The 17340-nt window shown below is 57.6% G+C and carries 18 protein-coding genes and 2 pseudogenes; 8 read left to right on the top strand and 12 right to left on the bottom strand.

Going from position 1 to position 17340, the window contains the following annotated elements; all coding sequences use genetic code 11:
* Positions 1-92: 92 nt before the first annotated feature.
* Complete coding sequence (locus tag ACIP8I_RS19355; RefSeq protein ID WP_027612609.1) at positions 93-407, bottom strand: antibiotic biosynthesis monooxygenase; 315 nt, start codon at positions 405-407, stop codon at positions 93-95.
* Positions 404-1105 carry a CTP synthase gene (locus ACIP8I_RS19350; protein ID WP_400763090.1) on the bottom strand — a complete coding sequence of 234 codons (702 nt, stop codon included), beginning with the start codon at positions 1103-1105 and terminating at the stop codon, positions 404-406. Before ACIP8I_RS19350 ends, ACIP8I_RS19355 begins: the two co-directional genes overlap by 4 nt.
* A gap of 137 nt (positions 1106-1242) precedes the next feature.
* On the opposite strand from ACIP8I_RS19350, the gene ACIP8I_RS19345 reads away from it, so the two are divergent.
* Entirely contained in the window at positions 1243-2184 is a 942-nt protein-coding gene (locus ACIP8I_RS19345) for a LysR family transcriptional regulator (protein WP_400763154.1), read from the top strand.
* Here the strand turns inward: ACIP8I_RS19345 and ACIP8I_RS19340 are convergent, their stop codons facing one another.
* From ACIP8I_RS19340 to ACIP8I_RS19320, 5 genes and pseudogenes are all read right to left on the bottom strand, one after another.
* Positions 2185-2718 carry a DUF1003 domain-containing protein gene (locus ACIP8I_RS19340; RefSeq protein WP_400763088.1) on the bottom strand — a complete coding sequence of 178 codons (534 nt, stop codon included), beginning with the start codon at positions 2716-2718 and terminating at the stop codon, positions 2185-2187. It lies immediately after the preceding gene.
* Positions 2719-2888: 170 nt separating this feature from the next.
* Positions 2889-3326 (bottom strand): annotated as a pseudogene (locus tag ACIP8I_RS19335) (methyl-accepting chemotaxis protein); the annotation flags it as partial.
* 108 nt (positions 3327-3434) lie between these two features.
* Positions 3435-4118, bottom strand: a pseudogene (locus tag ACIP8I_RS19330) (PAS domain-containing protein); the annotation flags it as partial.
* Positions 4119-4416: 298 nt separating this feature from the next.
* Positions 4417-5466, bottom strand: a complete 1050-nt coding sequence (locus ACIP8I_RS19325) for a diguanylate cyclase (RefSeq protein ID WP_400763152.1) — start codon at positions 5464-5466, stop codon at positions 4417-4419.
* A 155-nt stretch (positions 5467-5621) separates the two neighbouring features.
* Positions 5622-6230 (bottom strand): TetR/AcrR family transcriptional regulator, encoded by a 609-nt coding sequence (locus tag ACIP8I_RS19320; RefSeq protein WP_400763086.1) that lies wholly within the window; start codon positions 6228-6230, stop codon positions 5622-5624.
* Between the two features lie 216 nt (positions 6231-6446).
* Here ACIP8I_RS19320 and ACIP8I_RS19315 point away from each other — a divergent pair, with 216 nt between their 5' ends.
* Positions 6447-7523: an MBL fold metallo-hydrolase gene (locus ACIP8I_RS19315; protein ID WP_400763084.1), complete on the top strand. Its 1077-nt coding sequence runs from the start codon at positions 6447-6449 to the stop codon at positions 7521-7523.
* Between the two features lie 112 nt (positions 7524-7635).
* Positions 7636-9153: an amidase family protein gene (locus tag ACIP8I_RS19310; RefSeq protein ID WP_400763082.1), complete on the top strand. Its 1518-nt coding sequence runs from the start codon at positions 7636-7638 to the stop codon at positions 9151-9153.
* A 9-nt stretch (positions 9154-9162) separates the two neighbouring features.
* Here ACIP8I_RS19310 and ACIP8I_RS19305 read toward each other — a convergent pair whose 3' ends face one another.
* Complete coding sequence (locus tag ACIP8I_RS19305; protein WP_367085446.1) at positions 9163-9471, bottom strand: XRE family transcriptional regulator; 309 nt, start codon at positions 9469-9471, stop codon at positions 9163-9165.
* Positions 9472-9564: 93 nt separating this feature from the next.
* Positions 9565-10332, bottom strand: coding sequence for a helix-turn-helix transcriptional regulator (locus ACIP8I_RS19300; RefSeq protein WP_367085445.1), 768 nt, complete (start codon positions 10330-10332; stop codon positions 9565-9567).
* A 112-nt stretch (positions 10333-10444) separates the two neighbouring features.
* Between ACIP8I_RS19300 and ACIP8I_RS19295 the strand changes: the two genes are divergently transcribed.
* The 4 genes from ACIP8I_RS19295 to ACIP8I_RS19280 all read left to right on the top strand — a co-directional run bounded on the left by ACIP8I_RS19295 (position 10445) and on the right by ACIP8I_RS19280 (position 13637).
* A complete protein-coding gene (locus tag ACIP8I_RS19295; protein ID WP_400763080.1) occupies positions 10445-11260 on the top strand; it encodes a sulfite exporter TauE/SafE family protein in 816 nt (271 codons plus the stop codon).
* Between the two features lie 41 nt (positions 11261-11301).
* Positions 11302-11667 carry a hypothetical protein gene (locus ACIP8I_RS19290; RefSeq protein WP_367085443.1) on the top strand — a complete coding sequence of 122 codons (366 nt, stop codon included), beginning with the start codon at positions 11302-11304 and terminating at the stop codon, positions 11665-11667.
* A 32-nt stretch (positions 11668-11699) separates the two neighbouring features.
* Positions 11700-12386, top strand: coding sequence for a DUF6933 domain-containing protein (locus ACIP8I_RS19285; protein ID WP_400763078.1), 687 nt, complete (start codon positions 11700-11702; stop codon positions 12384-12386).
* 114 nt (positions 12387-12500) lie between these two features.
* Positions 12501-13637, top strand: a complete 1137-nt coding sequence (locus ACIP8I_RS19280) for a hypothetical protein (protein WP_400763076.1) — start codon at positions 12501-12503, stop codon at positions 13635-13637.
* Positions 13638-13640: 3 nt separating this feature from the next.
* On the opposite strand, the gene ACIP8I_RS19275 is transcribed toward ACIP8I_RS19280, so the two are convergent.
* Positions 13641-14624 carry a hypothetical protein gene (locus tag ACIP8I_RS19275; protein WP_400763074.1) on the bottom strand — a complete coding sequence of 328 codons (984 nt, stop codon included), beginning with the start codon at positions 14622-14624 and terminating at the stop codon, positions 13641-13643.
* 260 nt (positions 14625-14884) lie between these two features.
* On the opposite strand from ACIP8I_RS19275, the gene ACIP8I_RS19270 reads away from it, so the two are divergent.
* The gene (locus ACIP8I_RS19270) at positions 14885-15697 is read left to right on the top strand and encodes an HNH endonuclease (RefSeq protein WP_400763072.1); all 813 of its coding nucleotides are present in this window, start codon (positions 14885-14887) and stop codon (positions 15695-15697) included.
* Here the strand turns inward: ACIP8I_RS19270 and ACIP8I_RS19265 are convergent.
* The gene (locus ACIP8I_RS19265; protein WP_400763070.1) at positions 15663-16223 is read right to left on the bottom strand and encodes a Bro-N domain-containing protein; all 561 of its coding nucleotides are present in this window, start codon (positions 16221-16223) and stop codon (positions 15663-15665) included. The genes ACIP8I_RS19270 and ACIP8I_RS19265 overlap by 35 nt on opposite strands.
* A 343-nt stretch (positions 16224-16566) precedes the next feature.
* Positions 16567-17340 (bottom strand): ribonucleotide-diphosphate reductase subunit beta (locus ACIP8I_RS19260; protein ID WP_400763069.1); only part of this gene is annotated, 774 nt, incomplete at its 5' end.

Here is a 17340-nt window from a genome sequence, read left to right as displayed (position 1 = left end):
CGCTCCCACAGGTTTTGCGTTGTTCTGAAGATCACGCTGTACCTGTGGGAGCTGGCTTGCCAGCGATGAGGCCAGTGGGAACGCCATCAAGCTCACTGCCCAAACCGATACTCCCGCTCCACCCGACACACCCGCGTCTGAAACTTCGAATACCACTGCGCCCGCCCGCGCGCTTGAATCACCCGGTGTTCGGGATGCTCGCGCCAGGCCAGAATCGCCGCCTCGCTCTGCCAGTACGAAATGGTGATCCCGACCCCGTCTTCTCCACGAATCGAATCAATGCCGAGAAACCCCGGTTGCTGGCTGACCAGCTCCATCATGCGCTCGGAGGCTGCGGCATAACCGTTGTCGCCCTCGGTGCGGGTCGAAGTGAAAATCACCGCAAAGCAAGGCTCGTTCGGCTTCATGGACGTTGCTCCGCACACGCTTCGACAAATGCTCGCACCAGCGGCGGAACCTGGCCTTTGAGCGCCGCACGTTCTGGCTGGAACAGCGTGGCGACAAAAAACACATGGTCGGTCAACTCGATGGCGCGCAAGTCGCCCGCCGAATCGTGCCCCACGGCGCGTAGCTGATGAGTCAGCAATTCTTGTTCGAACTGCGGATTCACCCCGAATCGGCAGCGATAGCCTTCATGAATCTCGGACGTTTCGTACGCTTTGGCGATCAACGAGCCTGCGACCAGATGAATGCTGTCCACCGCCTCCACCAGTGAACAGGTCAGTGGCGCGAGCACGGCTCGCGGTGAATCCGGTGATGTTTCGCCATGCTCGGCATCGGCCCAGCCCAGCACGTTGCGGGAAAACTCCAGCACGGCATGCTGAAAACCACCACAGGTGCCGAGGAACGGGCGCTGTTGTTCGCGGGCAAAACGGATGGCCCTGAGTGCCCCGGCCTCACTGTTGTAGGGGCTGGCCGGCACGCACCAGAAACCGTCGAAGTGATCCAGCGCAGTGTCGGCGAGAATCTGCTCGGTGGGCAGCCACTGAAATTGCACATTGCGCCCGGACTGCTCGGCGATAATCCCGAGTGCGAGGGGAATCGCCTGGTGGGCGGTGACTTGCGGGTCGTAGTCGCCGATCAGGGCGATGGAAATGGCGTCCATGGGATTTCCTTGATCTGAGTGAGTGAACCTCTGTGGTGAGGGGATTTATCCCCGACGGGGCGCGAAGTGGCCTTCAAACAAGGCCTGCTGCGCAGTCCATCGGGGATGAATCCCCTCACCACCGTGAGAGTGTGCAGTTGTCGATCACCGGGGCTCACTATAGATTGGCGTTCACGCACTCAATATTGGCGTTTTCCCAAGTGATCAATGCAGCGATGCACTATCGGCTCGACTACCCGGATCTGGCGCTGATCCTCGCGTTGGTGCGCGGCGGCTCTCTGGCTCGGGCTTCGCAGCTGCTCAGAGTAGACGTGTCGACGGTGTTTCGCGCGGTACGGCGTCTGGAGTCAGCGCTGGGCCAGCAATTGTTCGAAAAGAGCCGCGCCGGTTACCTGCCCACCACCCTCGCGCAGACCCTGGCCGAGCAGGCCGAACGCGCCGAGCAGGCACTGGAAGCGGCGCGGATCGGTGTCGAACAGGGCGGGGAAGTAGTCAGCGGCACAGTGCGCCTGACCTGTACCGATTCGGTGCTGCAAGGTCTGCTGTTGCCGGCGCTGGTGCAGTTCATGCCGAACTATCCGGCGCTGACAATCGAACTGAGCACCTCCAACGATTTCGCCAACCTCAGCCGCCGCGACGCCGACATCGCCCTGCGCCTGACGCGTACACCGCCGGAGCATCTGGTCGGACGGCAACTGGCGAAGATTTCCTACCGGGTCTGCGCCAGCGCGCGTTATCTGCAAAACGTCGATGCATCGGATTTGGCGGCGCTGACCTGGATCGCTCCGGACGAGTTTCTGCCGGATCACCCGACCGTCACCTGGCGGCGTCAACAGTTGCCCGGCGTGACCCCGAGTTATCGCTGCAACAGCATGCTGTCGGTGACCGAACTGGTGCGCGGCGGACTCGGTGTGGCAGCGTTGCCGGACTTTCTGATCACTGAAGATTTGCACGCCCTCAGCGAACCGTTGCACGGCTACGACACCGCGCTGTGGCTGCTGACCCGCCCGGACTGCCGGGCGTTGCGCTCGGTGGTCACGCTGTTCGATGAGCTTGGGCGGGCGCTGCGGTTGCCGTGATCAGCGTTGCGGGTTCTGGCAGATGTGCGCATGCAGTTCGCGGGTCAGGCCTTCGATGCGTTCAGTCAGGCTCTTGGTCATTTCGGTGAGCTGGGTGTTCTGCTCCAGCAGCTCCAGCAATTGCGCGGTGGTGTGCGCCGCTTGCGCCTGACGCTCGGTGTTGGCCACGGCCAGCGCTTCACGGTGTTGCGCGTCGGCGTCCGATTGCGCCTTGTCCCGTGCGGCCTGGCGGGTTTGTGCCAGCAGGATCAGCGGCGCGGCGTAGGCCGATTGCAGGCTGAACGCGAGGTTCAACAAGATGAACGGGTACACGTCGAAAGTGGTGATGCCTGTCGCATTGAGGCACACCCACAACAGCACGATCAGGGTTTGTGCGCCAAGAAAGGTCGGCGTGCCGAAGAACCGCGCGAAGGCCTCAGCGCGCAAGGCGAACGTGTCGTTGCCGAAGGTGGTGTTGAGGTGGGCGTGGGGGCGGTGGAAGCGCAGGTGGTCGACGGGGGCGGTGGAGGGCGTTTCGGGTTTTTCTGTGGTCATGATGGGCTCGGCAGGCTTCAGGGGCTTTGGGTCACTATAGCCTTGTGCTGAGGCTGACGGCCCCTTCGCGGGCAAGCCCGCTCCCACAGGTTCTGGGTTGATCACAGGTTAGATGATCGACTCGATCCTTGTGGGAGCGGGCTTGCCAGCGAAAGCCGCGACGCGGTCTCTCAGCCCGGCGCCCGTTCATTGGCAAACATGCTCACCGCCTGCACCGCTTCACTGGCGCCATCGCGGATCTGCAGAATCACGCTGCCGGCCTGATCCGCCAGTTCAACGCCTTGCGCCGCCCGCCCGCGGGTGCCTTCCATGCTCTTGATCGCCTGCCGGGTTTCGCTCTGGATCAAACCGATCATGTTGGAAATCTCTGCCGTTGAGCCGCTGGTACGCGCCGCCAGTTGCCGCACTTCGTCCGCCACCACCGCAAACCCGCGCCCCTGATCCCCGGCGCGCGCCGCTTCAATCGCCGCGTTGAGCGCCAGCAGATTGGTCTGGTCGGCAATCGCACGGATGGTGTTGACGATCGCTGTGATCTGCTCCGAACGCTCGCCAAGTTGCGCGATCAGCGTTGATGACTGCGCGATATCGTCAGCGATTTCGCGCATCTCACTGGCCGCCTGCTGGATCACCTGAGTGCCTTGCTCGGCGACTTTCCGGGTTTCCACCGAGATGTGATAAGCGGCGCTGGCGCTGCGTGCATCGTGCTCGTGCTGCTCGACACGGGCGGTGACGTCCGTGGCAAATTTCACTACTTTGCACAAACGCCCGGCGGCGTCATACACCGGGTTGTAGTTGGCCTCCAGCCACACACTCTGGCCGCGCTTGTCGACACGTTCGAACTGGCCCTGGAACAGTTCACCCTGATTCAACCGGCGCCAGAAATCCTCATAGGCGCTGCTGTTGACCAGTTCAGCGCGGCAGAACAAACGGTGATGTTTACCCTTGAGTTCAGCGAGCGTGTAACCCATGCGCGTCAGAAAATTCTGGTTGGCGGTGAGAATGCCGCCGTTGAGGTCGAATTCGATCACCGCCATTGCCCGGTCGATCGCCTGCAGCTTGGCGTTGGCCTCGCTTTCCTGCTGGACCTTGGTCGTCACGTCCATGGCGAACTTGACCACTTTGACCACGCGTCCCGACGCATCCTTGATCGGGTTGTAATTGGCTTCCAGCCAGACCGGCTGGCCCTGGCTGTTGATCCGCTCGAAGGTGCCGGACTGGAACTGGCCGTTTTTCAGGCGCGACCACAGTTCGGTGTATTGCGCGCTGCGGCCAAACTCCGGGGTGCAGAACAAGCGATGCGGCTGGCCGATCACCTGTTCGGCGCGGTAACCCATGGTTTTGAGGAAGTTGTCATTGGCCTTTAACACTACGCCTTCAAGGTCGAACTCGATCACCGCCATGGAGCGATTGATCGCTTCAAGCAGGCCGTTCTGTTCGGTGATGGTGTGTTGAAGGTCGTTGAGTTCGGACTGGTGGCGTTTGAAAAACATAGGGGCAGTACCTGGAAGTAGGGAAAGACGAGGTTTGTGTCCCTGTTTCCGCGCTGGCAGAGCAATGCCGGGTCGGCATTGGTCATTGACTGCAAAGTGCCAGCATCCAGGCTGACGAGCAGATCTTATACAAACTGATTTAAGTTGTACAAGAAATTGCGAATCAACATGTTTGCAGTTTTTTCAAGACTGAGAGGGGGGCGTCTTCTTAGCCCGGACTGCTCAGCGCCACACTGATGGTGTTGCGCCCCGTGTGTTTAGCGGTATACAGCGCTTTATCGGCGTCATCCAGCCAGGCAACCGCGTCGCTATACGACGGCTGAAACCGGGCCAGACCGATACTCAGGCTGACGCGCAGCGCTGGCACATCCGGGTGCCGATATTGGTCCAGCGCCTGACGCAATCGTTCCATTTGCGCCTCGGCTTTATTGAGTGGCTGGTCGGGCAGGATCAGGCAAAACTCGTCGCCGCCATAACGTCCGGCCCGTTCACCTTCGGCCAGCAGCCCGTTGAGTGCCTGGCTCAGCTCACGCAACACGGCGTCGCCAACGATGTGCCCGTAGTTATCGTTGATGGTCTTGAAGTGATCGATATCGATCAGCGCCAGAATGTCCTGGGTGTGGTGTTGCCGGCACAGCATGAAATGCGTGTGCAGCAGATCCTTCCAGGCGCCGTGATTGAGCAACCCGGTGAGGCTGTCGGTGCGGCTCAGGTCCCTGAGCGCACGTTTGTGTCGTGCAAGTTTGATCGCCAGTTGGTAACAGACCATGCCCAGGGCCAAGGGGTACAAGGTCAGCATCGGCAGACAGGCCCAGACTTGGATCTGCGTCATCGTCAGGCTGAACTTGAAGCCGAACAGTAACCAGCCCAGCAACACGCCGGCGATTTGGGCCAGAGCACCCAGCAGGAACAGACGTCGTCCACCGGCGGCGACATTGTTCATGGTCATCATCGACAGAATGGTCACGGTGGTCAGCGGGTTGAACTGAAAACACGCGGTCCAGAAACCGCCGCACAACGAGTCGTACAACAGGTTGCGGCGTTCGGCGTGGTAGGGGAAGGTCGAGCGGGTCGAAACCTGATAGGCCAGATGCGGCCAGATAAAACCGTTGAACACCAGCAGCGCCCAGAGCCAGGTCGGCATGTGCAACGGATACAGCGCGGCCGCGACGCTGAAAAAGCCGACGCCCAGACCGATGGTCCTTGGCAGATAAATGCGTCTGGCGAATGACAGGCCCTTGCCGCGTTGGTTTTCCATGATGTCCTGCGCCAGATTCATCCTGAAATACTTTGAAGTGTTTATTCAGGTTGACCGTTCGTCGGTCAATTGTCGGACATTGTCATTTATTCCACCGGGGATAATCAGTGTCCTTTCGAGCCATTTAATCGTGGTGGGCACAGGAGAGGAGCGGTCTAGAGCTGGTATCGCGCCAGGAACATCTCCAGTGCCGACTCGGCCACAGCTTTCTGCGTGTCCGCATCCAGTGGTGGCAGGCCCATGGAAATCTGCGGCCAGAACCCGAACGATTTCAACAGACCCTGCATCTGTTGCGCGGCGAATTCCGCCTCCACGGTTTTCAGTCGACCATCCGCCTGAGCGGCGCGAATCCACACCGTCAGGCCTTCTTCGCGCTCTCCCATGCGCGCCACCATGTCTTGCGCGCGTTCCGGGGAATGGATGGTGGCAGCAATTGCCACCCGGGCCAGTCCGAGAAAGTTGTCATCGGCCATCAGCTGCAGTTTAGCCAGCAACAGGGGCAGCAGTTGCTCGCGCAGCGGCTGATCGGCGCGGTAGACCACGGTCTGTTCGGCGCTGATGCGTGCCCAGAGTTGGTTGAGAATTTCGGCGAACAGCTCTTCCTTGCTGGGGAAGTGGTTGTACACCGTGCGCTTCGACACCCCGGCGGTAGCTGCGATCTTGTCCATGCTGGTGATCTCGAATCCGTTGGCGCGGAATTCGGCAATCGCCGCCTGAATAATGGCTTCGCGTTTGCGGTCGGTGAGGCGCTTTGTTGCTGTCATAAGTACGCTTCGGCAGAAAAGGGGTGGAATTACACTTGGCAGTTTACTTGTCATCCAGTTTCATGCAACCTAGAAACTACACCACCCAGTGTAATGTTGCGTTAATCCGCGCAACCTAAAAACCAGAAAGTTCGGCTGATGCGTGCGTGCCTTGGCCATTTATCGTCCCACCGTGAAAAACCGTGAATTGCGCGGTTTTTCTGGAGTCTCTCAGTCATGGCCAATCCAGATTTTTCTGCGGATCAAACTTCCACGCCTGAAGCCTCTCGCCAGGATCAAGGGCTATTTCGCAACCATGCGCCGGTGCAACGCGAAGGCCTGCGCAAGATGCTGCGGATCATGTGGAACATGATCTTCCACAAGCCGCGCAATACCCGCCCGGCCGCCGCGATCCCGGTGCAAGCGCTGACCCGTGAAGACCTGCTGGCGGCGCCCAACCACAGCGTCTATCGCCTCGGCCACTCGACCCTGCTGCTGAAAATGCGCGACAAATTCTGGATCACCGACCCGGTCTTCGCCGAGCGCGCCTCGCCGGTGCAATGGGCCGGCCCGAAACGCTTTCACCAGCCGCCGATCAGCATCGACCAATTGCCGCCGATCGAAGCGGTGATCCTGTCGCACAACCACTACGACCACCTCGATTACCAGGCAGTGCTGAAACTCGCGGCCAAGACCAACTACTTCCTGACCCCGCTGGGCGTCGGCGACACCCTGATCAAGTGGGGCATCGACGCCAGCAAAGTCCGCCAGTACGACTGGTGGCAGGGCACCGAAATCGCCGGCATCCGCTTCGTCGCCACCCCGTCGCAGCACTTCTCCGGGCGTGGCCTGTTCGACGGCAACAGCACGTTGTGGGCTTCGTGGGTGATGATCGATGGCGATACGCGAATCTTCTTCAGCGGTGACAGCGGCTACTTCGACGGCTTTAAACGCATCGGCGAACAATACGGCCCGTTCGACCTGACCCTGATGGAAACCGGTGCCTACAACGTCGAATGGCCACACGTGCACATGCAACCCGAAGAAACCCTGCAAGCGCACATCGACCTCAAGGGCCGCTGGCTGTTTCCGATCCACAACGGCACCTTCGACCTGGCGATGCACGCCTGGCATGAACCGTTTGACCGGATTCTGGCGCTGGCGTGGGAACGCAGTGTTTCGATCACCACGCCACGAATGGGCGAGGCGTTTAACCTGATGCAGCCGCAGCGGGGGCACACGTGGTGGCTGAATATGGAGCAAGATGTGTCGGAAAACGCCCCAATTGCTGGTAGCGGCTACAAGTCAGGATGACTTTTCCTACTGTCGGTAGTCCAGCTAGCTGACAGCTCTTTCCTATGTCCTCGGTAGGCTTGGTCGCGAGTGAATGAGTCACTCGTGATGAGCCTAAACAAGGACGATGTACATGAAAAACTTCTTTAAACGTCGCGTGAATACGCTGACGAAATCCATATTGGTCGCACTGGCAGCGACAGGTGCCGCTGCCACCGCCCATTCGGCAGCCGATCTTCATTACGCCAGCGTCAGTGAACTCAGCAAAATGATGGCCGACAATAAGCTCACTGCTGTTGAACTGGTTGAACACTTCCACCAGCGAATTGCCGAGCTGGACAAGCAAGGCCCTGCTATCCACGCCATCATCGAACTGAATTCACAAGCCATCGAAATGGCTACCGCGCTGGATAACGAGCGTAACGAGGGACAGTCGCGTGGTCCGTTGCATGGTATTCCGGTACTGCTCAAAGACAATTTTGATACCGCCGACAGCCTGCAAACCAGTGCCGGCTCCTTGGCCATGGTCGGTCAGCCGGCAGCCAACGATGCCTTTGTGGTTAAACAACTGCGGGATGCCGGCGCGATTATTCTGGGTAAAGCCAACATGAGCGAATGGGCTTATGTGCGGGAGATGGGGTTGCCCCATGGTTGGAGCGGACGTGGTGGGCAAGGGAAAAATCCACACGCATTGAGCGAGGAAATCTGCGGTTCCAGTTCGGGGTCGGCCGCTGCCGTGTCTGCCGGTTTCGCGCCGATCTCCTTGGGCACGGAAACCAACGGTTCGATCACTTGCCCGGCATCGGCCAATGGTGTGGTTGGCGTCAAGCCCACCTTGGGTCTGTTCAGTCGAAGCGGGGTAGTGCCGATCACCCGTCTGCAAGACACCCCAGGCACTTTGACACGTACTGTCCGCGATGCGGCAATGATGTTCAACGTGTTGCAAGGCATGGATGCTGCGGACTCCGCGACATCGGCCGCCCCGACAGGAATCGACTACACGGCGTTACTGGCAAACGATGCCCTGCAAGGCAAGCGTATCGGTTATCCCGCCGCTTACGAGGGGACGGGCGGCGTGGTCCTGACTCCTGGAGTGGAGTTTCAAAAGGCAATGGCCACACTCGAGAAACAAGGTGCGACGCTCGTGCCAGTGACCGTTCGTTTACCTGATATCGATAATTTCGTACCCGGTCTGATGGGTGCGATGAAATACGAATTGCCTGAATATCTCGTCAGCCGTTCCGGCCTGCCGATCCAGTCGCTGCAGGACCTGATCGACTTCAATCAGCTCAATCCCGGCAAGGAGGGCTATGGGCAGGCCACGCTCGAAGCGATGCATGCGCTGGACATGACTCACGAACAGGCCAGCGCTTTGATCTTGGCCATCAGTAAAAACTTCAAGGACGCCATCGACGAGCAACTGCGGGAACACAACCTCGACGCCATGGTTGCCGAAGCGGATGGTTACTCGCAATTTTCTGCCGCAGTGGCGGGTTACCCGGCGATAACCCTGCCATCGGGCATGGGCGCTAACGGCATACCCACGTCTGTGTTCTTTTTCGGCGAACCATGGAGCGAGCCGCAACTGTTCGCCATGGCCTACAGCTATGAACAAGCCTCTGCCGAGCTGCGGCACCCTGCGTTCAAGTAATCATTGCACCTAAGCAAAATCCCCACGCTCTACAACGTTCTGCTGCATGGCCTGGGGATTCAATTTGCGACCCGGCGCAAACCCGGGAAAGAACACCAACCCTTGTGCCTCAAACCGGTAAGCCAACGCCAGCCGCGCCGCATCCGCCACGTCCTGCTGCGCTTCAAACCGCTGAATGTCGTCCACCGCAACCTCCGCTTCGCGCGACAGCTGTTCCACGCTCCAGCCCAGCATCGCTCGGGCCTGGACGCAGTGCGTCGGGGTGAACTGGAAAAGGGCAATGCGTTCGAGGATGTGGTTCATCGCAAGAGAGGCCATGGTGTGCTCCGGGCTCAAGAGTGCTGATTGAAAATGTACTGTGTTTTTGTACAGTTGTTTTCGGCCGGGATCAAACGCATTTTTTGATTTGCCCTAGTTCGCCGCCTCCAACCAGACGGACGGTGCCTGTCCGAGGATGCGCCGGAACATCGTCGAGAACGCCGCCGGGCTCTCATAACCGAAATCCAGGGCGATCCGCGTCACCGCCTCACCGGCGGCCAACCGCGCCAGCGCCAGCACCACGCAGGCCTGTTGCCGCCACTGGCTGAAGCTCAACCCGGTCTGCTGCCGAAACAATCTGTTGAAGGTGCGCAAGCTTATGTGCAACTGCCCGGCCCAGTGTTGTGGCGACTGGTGGGCGTTGGGTTGATCCAGAAAGTTCTGACACAAAGCCAAGAGCTTTCCGTCAGTCGGCAGCGGAATGTGCAAGGGCAGGGGCGCACTGCGCGCCAGTTCATGCAGCAGCAAGTCAACCAATACGCCGTCGCGTCCTTCGAGGTCATAAGTCAGCGGCACTTCCACCGCTTCCATCAACAAGTGCCGCATCAACGGCGAAACGCTGATCACCTGGCAGCGCTGGCCCAAGTCCACCGCCCCCGGCTCGATGTACAGACTGCGCGTGCTCACCCCAAGCATCAGCACCTCATGCGCCACTCCCGGCGGAATCCACACCGCCCGTTGTGGCGGCACCACCCAGTTGCCGTCATGGGTGCGGACCTGCATCACCCCGGTCGCGCCGTACAACAATTGCGCCCGCCGGTGTGTATGAAACGGCAACAGATGGCCGTGGGAATAATCCGTACCGATCGCCACCACCGGGCGCGGCGTGTCATCCAGCAGGTTGATCGAAACATTACGCATCGGGCGTTTCCGGGTAATTGGCGTAAACGCAAACATTATTGGCTGATTTGCTGAAGCAGGCCAATCCGCGTCGCTCTATGGTCGAGCGCTCCCCATTACCGGAAGACGCGCCATGTTCTACCTCCTGCTGACCCTCTTCGGCTGCCTGACCGGCACCACCGCCGTGCTCTTCGGTTTCGGCGGCGGCTTCGTCGTCGTGCCGCTGCTCTACCGCATGCTCAGCGCCAGCCACGGCGCCGACGACCCCATCGGCCAATCGGCCATGCACATCGCCGTCGCCACCTCGACCTGCGTGATGATCGTCAACGCCCTGATCGCCACCCATAAACACCGCCGCGCCGGCAACCTGATCCGCCATTACCTGTGGCCCCTCGGCGGCTTCATCGCCTTGGGCGCAATCATCGGCGCGATCGCTGCGGTGTGGGTCAGAGGCGAAGTCATTCGCTACGCCTTCATCGCCTACCTCGGCGTGACCATCATCGACTGCCTGCTCAGACGCGGCTTCCTCTCCCGCAGCGACGGCGTCATCCCACGCCGGCTGGATCGCAAGGAAACATCCGCCGGCGGTGTAGGCATCGGCGCCATCGCCACGTTCCTCGGCGTAGGAGGAAGCGTCATGACCGTGCCGCTGTTGCGTCGCTGCGGGTTGAGCATGTCCCAATCAACGTCCATGGCGAACCCGCTGAGCGTGCCGGTGGCCGTGGCCGGAACACTGACCTACATGGCGCTGGCCGGTTTCAGCGAGACGGACCTGGGCGCGTGGTTTGTCGGGTATGTGGATTTGCTGGCGTTTGCGGTGCTGACGCTGGGGTCGTTGGTCGGGATTCGCTTGGCCACGCCGTGGATCGGGCGGATACCGGATCGGGTGCATGCCTGGGTCTATATTGGATTGCTGATTCTTGTTTTGCTGGGCATGTCTATAAGATGAGGCCTTCCCGGCTCAACTCAAAATTGCTTCGCGGAGACAATATGGCGATCTTGGAAAGTGACTGGAAGACATTCAAAGAACTGCGCAAGTTAGCGCTGGATCGATTTTGCCAAGGCGTACTGGCCGAGACCCAGATCATCACTCAAAACAGTACGCTGTCAGCGCATGCTCGCTACCTGACGCTTTATCGCATGATGCGAAGTCGAGACAAGGATATGGCGGCGGTTTTCGATGGGCGGATGAATCGCTCAAACGTAGTGCTGCCTTTGATGTTGATGATCGCGCACGACTTGCTCACCGACGAGGAATTGTCAGCGCTCAGTGAAGATATGCGAGAGAGAATCTCAGATGCCGTTCGCCAGCCTTATGAGATTGAGTGGGCCGAAGAAAGCAAATATGACGAATGAGCGTCATTGACCCGTATTAGTAGAGAAAACAGATGTTGATCTTCAATTGTACCGAGGCCGCCAGTAAGTTCTTTAGCCGTGTGCATAAGGGCAAAAAACTCACGCCGGTAGACCCAAAACTGCCGTCGTCGGTTATTGAGGACGATGAGTGTGCCCCTTTCGTCGAGCAGTGGCTGGTGCACGCCATCACCGTGCAGCGTAAGCATGTACTGTTCGTCATTCATGTGGAAACTCGTTATTGCATGATCTTCGCCGATGCCAAGAAGGCTGGCACAGAAGGCTTTATTGCCTGGTTTGCGGATCGTTGGCGTGAAGGGTTAATGCGCGATGCGATCAACCACGATCTCATGAACTGGGTCGATGCCGGCATCATGCCGCAGCGAATGGAAGAGGCCTGTCTGGAGTACAGGTTTTATCGACGCAGCCATCGCAGTGCGCAAAAGCACATCGATGAAATTGCCTGGTTTTTTCAAGATTGCGCAGCGGAGTGGGGATGTTTGCCGCAGGGCGAACGGGCTGCTATTGGCTTCGATGCACAGGTGAACGACAGGCCCAGAAGCAAAGGCCAAAAGGAATATTTCTGGCCGGATGAAGAAATGATCGCTCACTGGTTACGTCAATACTGCGCAGCGGATGAAACAGATATTCACGGCGCTCTGAAACGGCGCAGGAAGGCGCAACAAGAGATTCGTGCTTTCGAAGCGACACTAGAGAGTTGAAACCTGCGGGCGCACTCGATTTCTGTGACAGACCTCGTCATGATTCGCCGCTAAATTTACTCGCGTCGATCTGAACATTACGGCGCAACCTCAGACTAAATCAGGGATCGATCCATGCTCAAGGGACTGCTGCGCCTGGCGCCATACGCTGCGGCGCTGTTCACACTGATTTCCACCGCCCATGCCGAAGATGGCCGACGCGTGTTCACCGGTACGTTGGGCAAGATGCCGATTGTGGTGGAGCTCAACACCACGCAGCAGGACGAAGTTACCGGCCGCTACTTCTATGAGAAGTATCACCGCGACCTGGAGCTCAGTGGCTCGCTGCAAGACAGCACATTGAACCTTGTTGAAGGCAACAACCGCTATGGCGACGACAAACCGCTGCCCACCCTGAAGTTGAAATCCACCGCCAATGGCTGGCAGGGCGAATGGCAAAACCCCAAGGGCAAGAAGCTGCCGGTACAACTGACCGAAGCCAAACTTCCCGCGCCAACTGCAACGACGTTGCCCTTTATTGCCACGTTGCCGAAGAGCGATCCCTACGAGTATTTGCGCTTACAGGGACTCAAGCTCAAACCGGAGAGGAAAGAAAACTTCATGGGCTACGACCTGCAATGGTGGACGGAGCCTGAGTCGAAGATTTCGCTGTTCAGTGTCGAGTCTGGCTATACGAAGGAAGAGCAGCAGCGGATCAACAACCACTTGCTCGGAAGGCTCTGGACTGAAGTCATCGACTATCACCGCTGCATGATGGGTGGCGGGGAATACGCCGAATTCGATCAAGGTGCTGCCCCTGAGTTTCTCTCGCCCGACGTGGTCAGCCTGGACATCTCCACCGGTTACAGCTGCGGCGGCGCTCACCCGGACTTCGGCAGTTCGCCGATCAACCTCGACGTCCACACCGGCGAATTGTTGAAACTAAAAGATGTAGTGTGGATTGGTGAACCGAATAGCGAGGCCACCGAATACGATCAGATGAAAGTCATGGCGCCGTGGCTGGTCAAACAGTTCACCACGCTCTATCCCGAAGAGATGAAGAAGCCCGCCGAAGACGATGGCAACTGCGATTACACCGATGAAAGTGTCTGGGGCTATTCCAACTGGCACTTCACATCGAAGGGAATTTACCTGGGCGCTTACTTCGCCCGTTACCAACGTAACTGCGACAATCCTGATTGGTCAGTGCTGCCGTACTCGCTGGTCAACCAGCACCGTGGCGCAGCCAAACTGCAATTGCCCAAAGGCTAACCATCACGCCAACCCCGGCGCCTCCCGCACAATAAAGTGATCCAGGTTCTCGATGTTGGCACTGAACACCCCGAACGTCTGTTCGGGGGTCTTCTTGCTCGGCACCTGCTTCAACTCCGGCGTCACCCCATAGAAGAAACAGAACAACTCCTTGTCGCTGTCGATCGCGTGCTTGATCTCTTCCAGAAACGCCTTGCGCTTGCGGTAGTTGTCGATCAACTTCTTGCTCAAGTACACGTTCACCGAATACGGCTTCTTCTTCGCCTCATCCGCCTGCTTGAACCAGACCTTCTGCTCGAAATCGATACGAAAACTCTGGGTGTAATCCTTGATCTCCTTGATCTTGCCCCAGTAAATCAGCCCCTTGTTGTCCGTCAGATACTCAATCTTCTTGAAGAACGAGCCATAAGGCGCCGTGTGCTCGCCGATCTTCAACGGCATGCGCTTGAGCAACTCCTTGTCGGCGAAGTTCGACACAAAACACTCCACCGGATGCGCAAACACACTGGTCTTGTCCGGCGCCGTCTCACGCCCCTGCGACTCTCTGGAACTCACCTGCGCCACCCGCACCGGATCATCGCGCAACACATCCGCCGCCCCCGCCGGCGCAGCAGGTTTGCGCACATACTCACGTCGCGTCAGCAACAACTCCGACGGAAAATGCTCCTCCCGCGCGTCATCCACCTCACCATCCGCCGCCTCAATCCCCGACCCTGACGCCTTCAAACTCACATACGGACAACCCGCTACATGCTGCGTACCGGGCAAGTTCTTGAAGTGCGGCGTGCGCACGTAATTCACGTTCTTGGCGTTGAACGTGCCCAGCTCGTTGGAGGCATCAAACGCCAAACGACAGGCATCGTTGGGGCACTGGAAGTGCTCCTTCGCAGAATCGAACGCCACCGTCTCATCAAAATTGAGATCGCGAACGTCATAGATCGACAACTTGTCGTCGAGGCTGAGGCAGTAGGCGAGATCGAATTTCATGACAGGGCTCGGATCCTTGAGTGGGGGAGGGGTATTAATAGCGGGAGGGGCGTGGTGGTGCACCTACTAATTCTTTTTTGGTGCAGTGTTGCGGTCATTTTCTAGGCTCCGTCAAAGCAATTTAAGAGCGAGAGGTGGAACACATGTCTCACCGAAAGGCTGAAAACTTGGCTTGATTCAGTTGTGAGAGCCTTCCGTAAGTCGTGTAGGACTTTTCTCTAGATTTGGTAATCTCTAGCATCTGATAAGAGGATGAGTTGATGCCAGCCGTAATTGCCGAGAATGATTTGTCAAAATGGGCCGATCAAACTGGGGTTCTCTACCACTTCCCGAAGCGGTACAAGGAAATCCTTGTCCCGGGAACAGAAGTTCTCTACTACAAGGGGAAACTGAAAAATAAGGCTTTTGCAGCATTACGTTTGAGCTCTGCACCTCATTATTTTGGTTTGGCTCGGATAGGGAGGGTGTATGCAGACAAGAACAGTAAGCGAGGAGACCTGTTTGCCTCCATTGAGGATTTTCGTCAGTTTGAGGCGGCAATCCCAATAAAGCTCGAGGGGGAGTACCTTGAGCAAATTCCCTCAAATCTAAAGAACAATTACTGGCGTAACGGTGTTCGGCCCATTGATAAAACCGTGTTCGACCGGATCTCATCCAATGCTGTGCTGACGCCATCGCAGGCAGATGACTTCAGCCAGGTTGACGGTACAGAGGATTTTGAAACCGTAATCGTTGGTACTGAAGGTAAAAAATCCACTTATTACGGTGTGAGATACGAGCGTTGTCCCAAGCTTAGACGTCAGGCTATCGCTATTCATGGCCTTCTATGCAAAGCATGTGATTTCGACTTTGAGAAAGCCTATGGGGAGCACGCGAAGGGCTTTATTCATGTACATCACGTGAAGCCCATTTCCGAATTTGGAGAGGAACAGGTTGTCGATCCAGTGACTGACCTTGTTCCTCTCTGTGCAAATTGCCACGCAATTGTTCATAGAAAGCCTCAGCAATTACTGAGTGTTGAGCAATTGAAAGGGCTTCTCAACGGTCGCTGGGTTTTCGATGATTTGCCCTAAGTGAATGTGCAGATAACTGCAACGTATTTACGACCCGCCGCCACCAAGGATTAGCTTCGATCGTTCGTCGTCGCGGCTGATCATTTAACAGGTAAGGCATATCCCGAAGCCGAATCCAGCCCTCATCCTGCCAATGCAGCAAACTCAATGACATCTCCGGCCAATCCAACAAGCTCAACATTGGCCGATTCGAATCTCCTGAATCCGCAGCATCGCGCAAGGTTGGCACGACCTCGTTGGTCAACCACTCACGCAACAACCGGTTACCCGGAACGTAGTGATAGACCAACAGCGCGTACACCCCGGATTCACTAAGCATCAGCTGTTGTTCTGGCTCTCGAAAGTACTCAATCCATAAGACGCGGCGCTGATCGTTATCCAGCTTGTTGACCACCCGATCATTCAGATGGAAACCCATCAAACGGCCGATATCACGGGCGCAGAACCAAGGCTGGTTTTCTAATAGAAGGGCATGGAGAGAAAGGTTGTGGCGAGAGAACACCATTACCGGGAGCGGATCAGACATATCTAGACCTCTACGTTAGATTTTGGGAGGACCTGACCCAACGTAGAGCGGACTTAAGAAATCCCAACGAGCAGAGCAGTTGCACTGACGAATTACACGTCTGTGTCACTGACCAAGCTTCTACGTTGGGTGTTTCTTAGGCACCTGCGATAGAGCTTAGTAGTGCTTGTAGCAGGCTTCAATGGGACGCGGCTGTAAGTGTTGTAGGAGATTGAGCGCTGTGACGTAGGCGTAAAAAAGGATTAGTGATCGCCCACAAAAAAGCCCCGATCAGATCGGGGCTTTTTGCTTTCTCGACTTGGCGACTCAAGCAGCAATCGTCAAATCGTGGCGATCGAGACCATTAGTCCCAGCTCAACGCACCACCAGTTTGGTATTCGATCACGCGAGTCTCAAAGAAATTCTTCTCTTTCTTCAAGTCCATAATCTCGCTCATCCAAGGGAACGGGTTAGTCGTCCCTGGGTACTCTTCCTTCAAACCAATCTGCGACAGACGACGGTTAGCGATGAACTTCAGGTAGTCCTCCATCATCGCGGCGTTCATGCCCAGTACGCCGCGAGGCATGGTGTCGCGGGCGTATTCGATTTCCAGTTGCGTACCCTGCAGGATCATCTGGGTCGCTTCTTCCTTCATTTCGGCATCCCACAGGTGTGGGTTTTCGATTTTGATCTGGTTGATCACGTCGATGCCGAAGTTCAGGTGCATGGATTCGTCGCGCAGGATGTATTGGAACTGCTCGGCGACGCCGGTCATTTTGTTGCGGCGGCCCATGGAGAGGATCTGGGTGAAGCCGCAGTAGAAGAAGATGCCTTCCAGCACGCAGTAGTAGGCGATCAAGTTGCGCAGCAGTTCTTTGTCGGTGTCCGGGGTGCCGGTTTCGAACTTCGGATCGGAGATCGAACGGGTGTATTTCAGGCCCCAGGCTGCCTTTTTGGCGACCGACGGGATCTCGTGGTACATGTTGAAGATCTCGCCTTCATCCATGGCCAGCGATTCGATGCAGTACTGGTAGGCGTGGGTGTGGATCGCCTCTTCGAACGCCTGGCGCAGGATGTACTGGCGGCTTTCCGGGTTGGTGATCTGGCGGTACACGGCCAGCACCAGGTTGTTGGCAAC

Source organism: Pseudomonas sp. NPDC088414, assembly GCF_044753325.1.
In the GTDB taxonomy this organism is placed as follows: Bacteria; Pseudomonadota; Gammaproteobacteria; order Pseudomonadales; family Pseudomonadaceae; genus Aquipseudomonas.
This window is presented reverse-complemented; position numbering and strand designations above follow the sequence as displayed.